Raw genomic sequence first — 8,661 nt, 5'->3', positions numbered from 1 at the left:
AGCCTGGTTTTTAAGTTCCATAGTTTCGCCTGCTTTGGGAGAATCAATTCAGAATCGATTTGGAATCGATTCTGATGTTTTCCATCATAGCACATCACATCATGGTTGCACATAGTACAATCAAAACAGAAGGTGACAGAACATAGCATGATGGAAGGAGAGATATTGAATATGAACTAATGAGTAGAAAACTAAATGCTGTAATTCCCGATGAAACTTGGGAAGCTTTAGATGAGATAGCTAACCGCGAAATGCGTACCAAAAGCCAGATGGCAGCAATCCTTTTAGGAGAAGCGATTGCAGAGTACCGCAAGCGGCATTCTTTAAAAAATACCGAGGCTGACTTAGCAGATGCTGCCGATCGCACATCCGACCCGCAGCCCACAGAACCGGAGCCGATCGCAACCAAGCCAGCAACAGCAGCGAAAGCTAAGCGGGGTAAGGCAAGTAAAGGTGCTAGCTAATGTCTAGTAACCCTCTAGCATTAAATTCTCACAATTCAACCCAAACCATGCCGACCGCCATTCCTTGACCTTTATTACAAAGAAGTAAATGAACAGTTCCGATCGATTAGACCGAATAGAAGCAATCCTTGCCGCCACCGCAGTGCAGCAGCAGGCAAACACCGAGGCTCTGACCAGGCTGGAAGCTCAGACTTCTGCCAACAGCGAAGCGATCAGGCGGTTGGAAGTTCAAACTCTTGCCAATGCGACAGCCATCGATCGTCTGACCGAGCGGATTGACCAACTGACCGATCGCGTTGACCGACTGGCTCAACGTTTTGACGGTCTGGTTTCAGCAATCGGGAGCCATCAAGAAGCGCTGAGGCTGATTTCCCAGCAGAACAACGAATGGCGAGAGCAAATGCGAATCATTCAGACAGAAATTCGCGACATCTGGCAGTACCTCAACAACCAACTCCGCAACCGGGGCAACGGCGGCGGGCAAAACTGAAGCGGCTGCCGATCGAGCGTGGAGAAGTTGGGGCGGTGCGGGCGATCGGCTTCTTAACAAAGCTTGGTATAAACTCCCGATCGCACATCCGAACCGCAGCCAACAGAACCGGAGCCCACAGCACCCAAGCCAGCGACAGCAGCGAAAGCCAAGCGGGGTAAGGCAAGTAAAGGTGCTAGTTAATATCTAGCAGGTATCTAGCAAATGTCTAGCAAATGTCTAGCAAAGGAAACAGGCAACCATGATCCAAACCCAAACCAAGACAGTCACATTTGACGAGTTCGCGGCCTGGTATCCAGAGAACTCAGTCCGCCGCTACGAGCTACACAAAGGAGTAATTGTCGAAATGCCTTTAGGAACTGGCCCCCATTCCCGTGTTACAGGTTTTACCAGGGATGAAATCAGTGCAGAAATCAGGCGACTGAAATTGCCTTACTTTATCCCCGGTGACTGTCTGCTTAAACCCATTCGTGATGAGGCAGGTTATCAGCCCGACGTAATTGTCTTAGACCAAGTGGCTCTCGCAAACGAACCGCGCTGGGATAGGGAATCCATCATCACGATGGGGTCTTCTGTACGGCTGGCTGTAGAGGTCGTTAGCACTAATTGGCAGGATGATTACCATTTCAAGTTTGCCGATTATGAAAAATTTGGTATCCCGGAATATTGGGTTGTTGACTATGCTGCTTTGGGTGGCCGGCGGTTCGTTGGCAATCCCAAACAACCCACTCTCTCGGTTTACCAGTTGGTTGACGGCGAGTATCAAATCAGCCAGTTTCGGGGAGATGACCTGATTGAGTCGCTAACTTTCCCACAACTGAAGTTGACAGCCGAACAGATTTTTAGCGCCGGCTTGCCACCAACCGAACCGAGCTAGAGACTGGATCGATCGCCCGTGGGGAGTTGTGGCGGCGCGGACGATCGGCGGTGCGGAGAGTTGCGGGGAGTTGCGGGCGATCGGCTTGAATTTACTTGAATTTATTGGAATTTATTTGTTTTTAATAGTTCAAGCTGCCGTTTTTTTGCGTAAAATTTACCACTTTGGGTAAAGTCGTAAATAAGTCAAAATTGCTTGCTAACCATCGGTTGCCCCGTACTTTTACTCAAATTTCCGAACCATCTTTGCGTTTGCGAATAACTGATATTTGTTCGTCCTCTCTTCACAGTCCAAACTGTTTATGCAAGAACTCTTACAAGTTTTTTTTGGGAGCTGGACGATCGAGCCAGTAAGGTTTGCACCTGTTTTGCTGCCCAAATACACGGTTCGATCGCAACTGACTTTCAGGTGCTAGAATCTATTTACTTGCTGATCGATTATTGAGGCAAACCGTATGCTCTATTCGGAAAACAAAGTACAAGTTGCAGTTTGGCTGCAACCAGAAGTTGTCGCCAACTGCGATACCTATGCCGAATATTTTTCCCAGTCTCGCTCTGGCTTTATCAATGAAGCTTTAAAACTTTACATTCGGCACGCCGAAAAACATTGCCAGTTGCTAGCAGAAAACGGAGAGAACGGCACTAATTCGCACGAACACAACGAAGAAGCGCTGGCAGCGTAAGCTTTCCAGCGCTTTTTACGATTTTTTATACACCCTAACTTTGCCATCAAAAATCTTGGCGGGTTTTTAGAACAAAGTTAGGAATCACACCGCAATAAAGGGCGGCTCTTACCAATATTATGTCACACCTGGTTTCAAGAAACACGCGCCCCATTGGCGAGGTGGCGGTTAATGCTAGCCTTCGTGCTAACTTGCTGGCTAGCTGTAGCGGTACGATCGCACGTTCCCAGAATTCTGACACCACCCATAGCTTTCATAGCTTCAAAAAGTCTTCAAACAAGGGCTGTAACTCAATTTCACTATATTCCCCGCAAAATACGACAACTAACCGGGAATTTTCTGCGGTCGGTTTTGAAGCTGCGATCGGGGGTGCGGTGTAATGAGTACCACACAATCTACACAAGAAAGCCAAGGACTTGATACCGCGCAATCCACGCCGGATTTGAAGGGATTAGGAACGCTATGCAGCATCGGCGAAAAATTCCTCACCCCCGAACATGAAGCCCACATCGCAGGCAGAGGCTTACTCAATCCTTGGGCCCGCGAATGCAGCTTCAGTGCCAGCATCGCCCAAGCTTCGCTCTATGGGATTTCGACAAAATCGGCGGGCATCCTGTTCATAGGGCAAAATGGGCAAGTACAATTCCGGCCTGATGTCCGAGAACCGAAGCGAGGCAAAAAGGAGCCGCCAAAATATCTAACGTCAGTCGGAGAATTCGATGCTTTTGTCCCCCCATCCCCCGACAACCCGCTCTACTGGGAGATTGAAGCCCTAAAGCGAGAAGCTTTTTATATCAATGATGTGCCTTATATTCTCCTTACTGAGGGAGTATTTAAAGCCCTTGCCGGGTGCTCGAATGGTATCCCTACGATTTCCTTGCTGGGAGTAGAGCAAGGCCTCACAGGTAAAGCCCGCGACCCCGAAAATCAGCGATTTCTAGTACCCGCGCTGAGAAAGCTCGCAGAGGCTGGCTTTGGCTTTATCATTGGCTTTGATGCCGATGCGACCACAAATCCAAATGTGCGGGCGGCCGAGAAGAAATTGGCTAAGCAATTGGCTAAATTCAATGTGCCAGTGAGAAGTATCACGGGAGCCTGGGCCGCTGCCTCAGTGATTGAGTCCGGCGAGGTGAAAAATACTAAAGGCATGGATGATTTTATTCAGCATAAAGGGATTGAGGAATTTCGAGCAATTCTCAGCAAAGCAAAGCTATTTGGTGAGAAAGAGAGTGATACCGAAGGGGAAAAGAAAGAAAAAGCAGTAACATCAGAAATCATCGGAGACCAACTCGCTGAGGACTTGCGCGACCAACTTCTGTATTCAAGTTCTCATAAATCTTGGATGAAATATAGTCTCGAATTCCCAGGAGTTTGGACACAAGTGGCAGATGATTATGTTCGGCACATAGTTCATAATTTGTGTCGAGCGCGGGGAGTAATGCCGAATAACAACTTCATCAAAAATGTTTTGGGCTGGCTCCAGCGCACATTGTTTGAATTTAAATGGTTAGAGCGACCATCAAACGAGCTTCTACCTTTTGAGGATGGCATACTAAACCTTCTAACTAATGAATGGCACGAACACGCCCCAGGATTCAGATTGACTTGGGTGTTACCACGCAAGTATCAAGGTAGCGCCGTTCATGCTGGATGGAAAAGAATTGAAATCTGGCTAGACCAAGCAACTAGGGGCAACAAGCGTATGAAAGATGAGTTGCTTGCCTTCTGTGCCGCTACCTTACGAGGAATGTCTGGGCTCCAAAAATTCTTAATAGGAACTGGATACGGAGGTACGGGGAAAGGGACTTATACTCAATTGGTAACACTGCTCGTAGGCGAACAGAATGTTTGGGTTGGCAAACTTGAAGACCTCACCAAACAAGACAAAATAGCTGAATTACAAACCAAACGGTTAGCTATTTTTGACGACCAAGAAAAATATACAGGCAATCTGTCAAATTTTAGGTCAATGACTGGCGGTGCGTTGATTAACGGTCGCAATCTTTACGAGCGTTCGGTTACTTTTCGATTCCCTGGGTTGGCGCTGATAACCGCTAACCAACCCTGCTTTCCGGCAAGTGCGCTTTCTTGGCTAAAGCGGCGGATTATTCAACACGAATTTGCATATACTCCCACTAAGCGCAATCGTAACTTAGTACGCGAATTCGAGCCAGAAATAAGCGCATTTACCAAGTATTTGCTCTCAATCCCAGTATCAGAAATCGAGCGGATTCTAGACCCTGAAGACCAATCTATAAACGGCACATTCTGGGAGGATAGGGTACGCGCTGACCCGATGGCAGCATGGCTCAACGAGTTAGTGATACATGATGCTGATGCCAAAACTGCCGTCGGCTCCGACAAAAATGAATGGAAAGATGCAACTTACGTACCAACTAACTCCACCTTGTTTGGCTCTTATAACTATTACTGCACTGGTGGTGGATACAGCGCCAAAGGCAAAAACAACTTCTCAGCAGATTTAGTTGAACTCTGCCGGGAAGTGTTGGGTTGGAAAGATGTAAGCAAAGAGCGAGCGGCGGTTGGGGTAGTAATCAAAGGGTTGAGGTTGCGGACGGATACCGACAAAGGCATCACGACCGTAGAGGAGTTGCTTGAACAGAAAAATGTAGACCTAGGTCTACACTGTGTAGACTTGAATGTAGACCTAGAACCCTTACTGCATAAGGATTATGTAGACCATGTAGACCTAACTTCAAGAAGTGCAGAAAAAAATGAAAATACTTCTGCTGACTCAAATCTCATTCTTGGCGCTGGCACGGATTCAGCATCACTTGACCAAGTAACCATTACTGCTGATGCTATAGAAACTTTACCCCCCCCCAAGGTCTACACGGTCTACACGAGCCATACAGAGCAAGATATTCAGCCGTCACAAGGTCTACATTCGGGTCTACATTCAGGTCAGCACGAGCTGGAATTGGAGCCACCACCAACTTATTCGGGAGCAGCGGAGCAAGTTTTGATCGCCCCCCCGGAACTGGAAACAGCACCAACAGTACCAACACCGCCAACAGTCGCGCCGATCACGCCGTCAACTGGGTCGTCACAGTCAAATCTGCTGTTGCTGCAAGATTATGCCCGACGCATTGGGGAGGCGCTTGGATACCAGTCTCCGGCTACTGCTAAGGCGATCGCTGAGTATATCCAAGAGTCGATCGTCAATCAGGACATTACCGAATCTGAGTTAGCCGAAGTCGCTGGGATTGAAAACTGGCAAGCGTTTACTGCGCTTCGGAATTTGACCGAAAACGAAAAAAACTTGGTTGAAATTGTCCAGCAGGCGATCGATCGCAACGACGCAGAGACGGCGAAATCCGTCTTGAGTTCGCTGAAAGAGGTCTGCAACTCCGGTGCCGCCGATCGTCAGAAAGTTTGGAACTCTGGGTTAACCGAATCTGAACGGGAGGCGTTTAGTGCGCTGATTCAGTAGGTGCGGTTGCGGGCGATCGATCGGCTACCAGTCACCGGTCGCGGCCACGGCAGAATTTACCCGGTTCTTGCGGATTGCCGAATGAACCAGGCGTGAGGCTTCTCTAGAAGCCGCCACCAAAAAAATTAGCTAATTTTTGTGTGCCCTCAAGTCAGGCAAGTGCCGTATAAAATCAGGCATTTGCAGTACAAAATCAGTGAGATACAGGTTTTTGCAGGGGCTGCACTCTACCTGTATTTACCTGAAAATATCCTGCTTGCCACCTGCAATTTCCTGCCAAATTACTGCTTTTTTGTGCTGTTCGTGTTTTGACTTGTTGGGACTGGTTATAGTTGTTCTCTCTCGGTAGCAAGCAATGTTTTTGTGATCACAAACCTGACTTTTGCGTACAGAAACAAAAATAATGCACCCTTATGAATGGGGAATCCTAGGTGTCAAGTAGCTTGATTGTTACCCGCTCTTCGACTGTGCCGATTGCTCACATTGCTCCTGCTGTTGTGACAACTTCGTAGCAGCACTGGCATCAATTCCTCCCGTCACATCTGGGTAGCGAGCTCACGGCTTGAGCGACAGCTCGATCGCCCATGACAGAGCTCATAGAATTAAACAGACGAGCGGCTACCAATCTGGCGCCGTAGCTTCAGCTATTGAGGAGGATTTTGTGGCGGCAATCGACGCGGGCTTTTCTTGCATCGGTCGATATTGTGGCGATAGTTGGTGAGACGCAATTTGAAGAGTTTAAGCAGCTAAAAGGTGATGGGCGATCTCATAAAAACGCATAAAAACGCATAAAAACGCATATTGCCGAAAGTTTTCCTAGGTCTGCCGCTCTTTGATTTTTCCTTGCTGACCACGGAGAAACCAGGAGCGATCGGCTTGTTGGGCAGCCCGATCGCTCCTGGTTGATTTCCTTGTAAATCGATAGGGAATAAGAAATTACTATTTCTATAAATGGATAGGCGGGGAAATTTGATTTCCTTGACCGGCGTTGCAACGATCACAGACGCTCTCACCCTTAAGACACCGTATTAGGGTCTGCTCTTAACCTGCCTTCATAGCAACAGTTTAGCCGATTGCAAAGCGCGGGCCCGACAACAGCAATTTATGCGACTGTCAAGGCTGACATAACGGCTGCTGTGTTGCCAATTTTTTCGCACTTGCTCAACTTGATTTTCAATTCAACTTACCAGACCGTAACTTGACTATTAAATCAATTCGGATTTTGTTAAAAAGGCTAAAAATTTAGCTAATTGTTGCGTCAGCTAAAATCAGGGATTTGCAGTATAAAGTCAGGCGTTTGCAGTATAAAGTCAGGCAAGTGCAGGTATTTGCAGGGGCTGCACTTTACCTGTATTTACCTGAAAATACCCTGCAAATGCCTGACTTTTTCGGTCAAATTACTGCTTTTTTGTGCTGTTCGTGCCTTTGCTTGTTGAGGCTGGTTATGGCTGTTTTCGATTAGTAGCAAGCAATGGTTTTGCGATCGCAAACCTGACTTTTACGTGCAGAAACAAAAACGATGCACCCTTATGAATGGGGAATCCTAGGTGTCAAGGCGATCGCGCTCTTGCTGGCTATCGGACGAACGATTCCCTCGCCATCATCGACATCAGCCGGCTGCTTCGCTTGCAAACAGGATGGCAAGGCGCGATCGCGTCGGGCATCCGCCGCCGATACTCAACAGCACCAACTCGAATGCGTCGTGCGATGCTCGGCTCCATCGTAAAGGCGGCTGCCCTGTACACCAATTGGCTCGCTCCTGGCTTCAAGACCGACTGGCAGAAGCACAGTTCTATCAAAGTCCAAACTGCCCGTTAAACTTCTCCCGTTGGCTGCCCAGAGTGAGCGTGAGCTAACTTTAACTCCCAACAATTCCTCTGGCACTCTTGCAAAAACCATAAATTGATCATTTTTACCCCCCTATAACGTCTATTTGACATGGCTTGCTATGCGACTACCGTACTAATTACGAGGATTGAGGAGGATTCAAGAGGTGTCGGAGTACAGAAAATCACGCCAAAAGCAACAATTTTTTACAAAAAATGATAAGCATTTATACTTATTCTGAGGAAAAAAGTAGGAAATAGGAGGTGTAATGAGTAATAAATGTGCTGTTTTCTCCTCTTTTTTCCTCTCAATTTTTAGCTAATTTTTTTGGCTCAGTTATATCGATTTTCCTGCATTAGTTTGGTCAAGGTGGACTCGGATTGATAGGGTCAATGGGGAGCTTGCGTCAAAGCGGCTTGCAGGCTTATTCGGATATTCGAGTAACGGTAGCCGAGTCGCGAGTTGCACCTTTTAAGGTCGAGACAATTCTTTGAAAGCGCAATGCTGCAGGCTAGTCTAGTAATAGTAGCTATCCTTGACCATCAGGGAACAAGCTTCGGCAATACGACAAGCCGTGTAGAGACAAACCCCGAAGAGGGTGCGATCGCGTGAGGAAGGCAAACCTTTGTTGAACAAAAGCTCGATTTCCTGTTGCGTGAGTATTTTTGCCTGGCCGTGCCGTTCTATCTTCATGCAGGCGTGTATACTCAAGCCGGGATAGCCTATATGGTGGCAGTCCGGGTTTTTCTGTCTTAACCCGTTGAGGGAAAGTTATACGAGCGCGTTTTCTGATCTCAAATTCAAAAATTATGGATAAATATTATAGATAAATCTGTTGTGCTGGGTTGGGGCTGAGTTGGTTTCTAA

General features: G+C 47.5%; 10 protein-coding genes. 7 read left to right on the top strand and 3 right to left on the bottom strand.

The window, feature by feature from the left end:
* The first annotated feature begins 179 nt into the window (after positions 1-179).
* The 4 genes from QUA90_RS26510 to QUA90_RS26495 all read left to right on the top strand — a co-directional run bounded on the left by QUA90_RS26510 (position 180) and on the right by QUA90_RS26495 (position 2,513).
* Positions 180-464, top strand: a complete 285-nt coding sequence (locus QUA90_RS26510; RefSeq protein ID WP_333178857.1) for a ribbon-helix-helix domain-containing protein — start codon at positions 180-182, stop codon at positions 462-464.
* A gap of 88 nt (positions 465-552) precedes the next feature.
* Positions 553-954: a hypothetical protein gene (locus tag QUA90_RS26505; RefSeq protein WP_333448355.1), complete on the top strand. Its 402-nt coding sequence runs from the start codon at positions 553-555 to the stop codon at positions 952-954.
* Positions 955-1,195: 241 nt separating this feature from the next.
* Positions 1,196-1,831 (top strand): Uma2 family endonuclease, encoded by a 636-nt coding sequence (locus tag QUA90_RS26500; RefSeq protein WP_333311817.1) that lies wholly within the window; start codon positions 1,196-1,198, stop codon positions 1,829-1,831.
* Between the two features lie 454 nt (positions 1,832-2,285).
* On the top strand, positions 2,286-2,513 hold the full coding sequence (locus QUA90_RS26495; RefSeq protein ID WP_333448354.1) for a hypothetical protein: 228 nt from the start codon (positions 2,286-2,288) through the stop codon (positions 2,511-2,513).
* Positions 2,514-2,647: 134 nt separating this feature from the next.
* Here the strand turns inward: QUA90_RS26495 and QUA90_RS26490 are convergent, their stop codons facing one another.
* Complete coding sequence (locus QUA90_RS26490; RefSeq protein ID WP_333417700.1) at positions 2,648-2,770, bottom strand: hypothetical protein; 123 nt, start codon at positions 2,768-2,770, stop codon at positions 2,648-2,650.
* A gap of 122 nt (positions 2,771-2,892) precedes the next feature.
* Here QUA90_RS26490 and QUA90_RS26485 point away from each other — a divergent pair, with 122 nt between their 5' ends.
* Positions 2,893-5,967, top strand: a complete 3,075-nt coding sequence (locus QUA90_RS26485) for a DUF3854 domain-containing protein (RefSeq protein WP_333448353.1) — start codon at positions 2,893-2,895, stop codon at positions 5,965-5,967.
* A gap of 562 nt (positions 5,968-6,529) precedes the next feature.
* Positions 6,530-6,688 carry a hypothetical protein gene (locus QUA90_RS26480; RefSeq protein WP_333448352.1) on the top strand — a complete coding sequence of 53 codons (159 nt, stop codon included), beginning with the start codon at positions 6,530-6,532 and terminating at the stop codon, positions 6,686-6,688.
* A 25-nt stretch (positions 6,689-6,713) separates the two neighbouring features.
* Here QUA90_RS26480 and QUA90_RS26475 read toward each other — a convergent pair whose 3' ends face one another.
* The gene (locus tag QUA90_RS26475) at positions 6,714-6,968 is read right to left on the bottom strand and encodes a hypothetical protein (protein ID WP_333448351.1); all 255 of its coding nucleotides are present in this window, start codon (positions 6,966-6,968) and stop codon (positions 6,714-6,716) included.
* A 532-nt stretch (positions 6,969-7,500) separates the two neighbouring features.
* On the opposite strand from QUA90_RS26475, the gene QUA90_RS26470 reads away from it, so the two are divergent.
* Positions 7,501-7,785 carry a hypothetical protein gene (locus QUA90_RS26470; RefSeq protein WP_333448350.1) on the top strand — a complete coding sequence of 95 codons (285 nt, stop codon included), beginning with the start codon at positions 7,501-7,503 and terminating at the stop codon, positions 7,783-7,785.
* Positions 7,786-8,310: 525 nt separating this feature from the next.
* On the opposite strand, the gene QUA90_RS26465 is transcribed toward QUA90_RS26470, so the two are convergent.
* Positions 8,311-8,487, bottom strand: a complete 177-nt coding sequence (locus QUA90_RS26465) for a hypothetical protein (protein ID WP_333448349.1) — start codon at positions 8,485-8,487, stop codon at positions 8,311-8,313.
* Between the last annotated feature and the right edge of the window lie 174 nt (positions 8,488-8,661).

The sequence above is a fragment of the Microcoleus sp. D3_18_C4 genome, from assembly GCF_036702355.1.
Taxonomy (GTDB): Bacteria; Cyanobacteriota; Cyanobacteriia; order Cyanobacteriales; family Microcoleaceae; genus Microcoleus.
This window is presented reverse-complemented; position numbering and strand designations above follow the sequence as displayed.

What these genes read in the sequence shown, in the direction of transcription:
- QUA90_RS26510 (WP_333178857.1), top strand. Translation starts at nt 180, where the DNA reads ATGAGTAGAAAACTAAATGCTGTAATTCCCGATGAAACTTGGGAAGCT.
- QUA90_RS26505 (WP_333448355.1), top strand. Translation starts at nt 553, where the DNA reads ATGAACAGTTCCGATCGATTAGACCGAATAGAAGCAATCCTTGCCGCC.
- QUA90_RS26485 (WP_333448353.1), top strand. Translation starts at nt 2,893, where the DNA reads ATGAGTACCACACAATCTACACAAGAAAGCCAAGGACTTGATACCGCG.
- QUA90_RS26500 (WP_333311817.1), top strand. Translation starts at nt 1,196, where the DNA reads ATGATCCAAACCCAAACCAAGACAGTCACATTTGACGAGTTCGCGGCC.
- QUA90_RS26470 (WP_333448350.1), top strand. Translation starts at nt 7,501, where the DNA reads ATGGGGAATCCTAGGTGTCAAGGCGATCGCGCTCTTGCTGGCTATCGG.
- QUA90_RS26495 (WP_333448354.1), top strand. Translation starts at nt 2,286, where the DNA reads ATGCTCTATTCGGAAAACAAAGTACAAGTTGCAGTTTGGCTGCAACCA.
- QUA90_RS26490 (WP_333417700.1), bottom strand. Translation starts at nt 2,770, where the DNA reads ATGAAAGCTATGGGTGGTGTCAGAATTCTGGGAACGTGCGATCGTACC.
- QUA90_RS26465 (WP_333448349.1), bottom strand. Translation starts at nt 8,487, where the DNA reads ATGAAGATAGAACGGCACGGCCAGGCAAAAATACTCACGCAACAGGAA.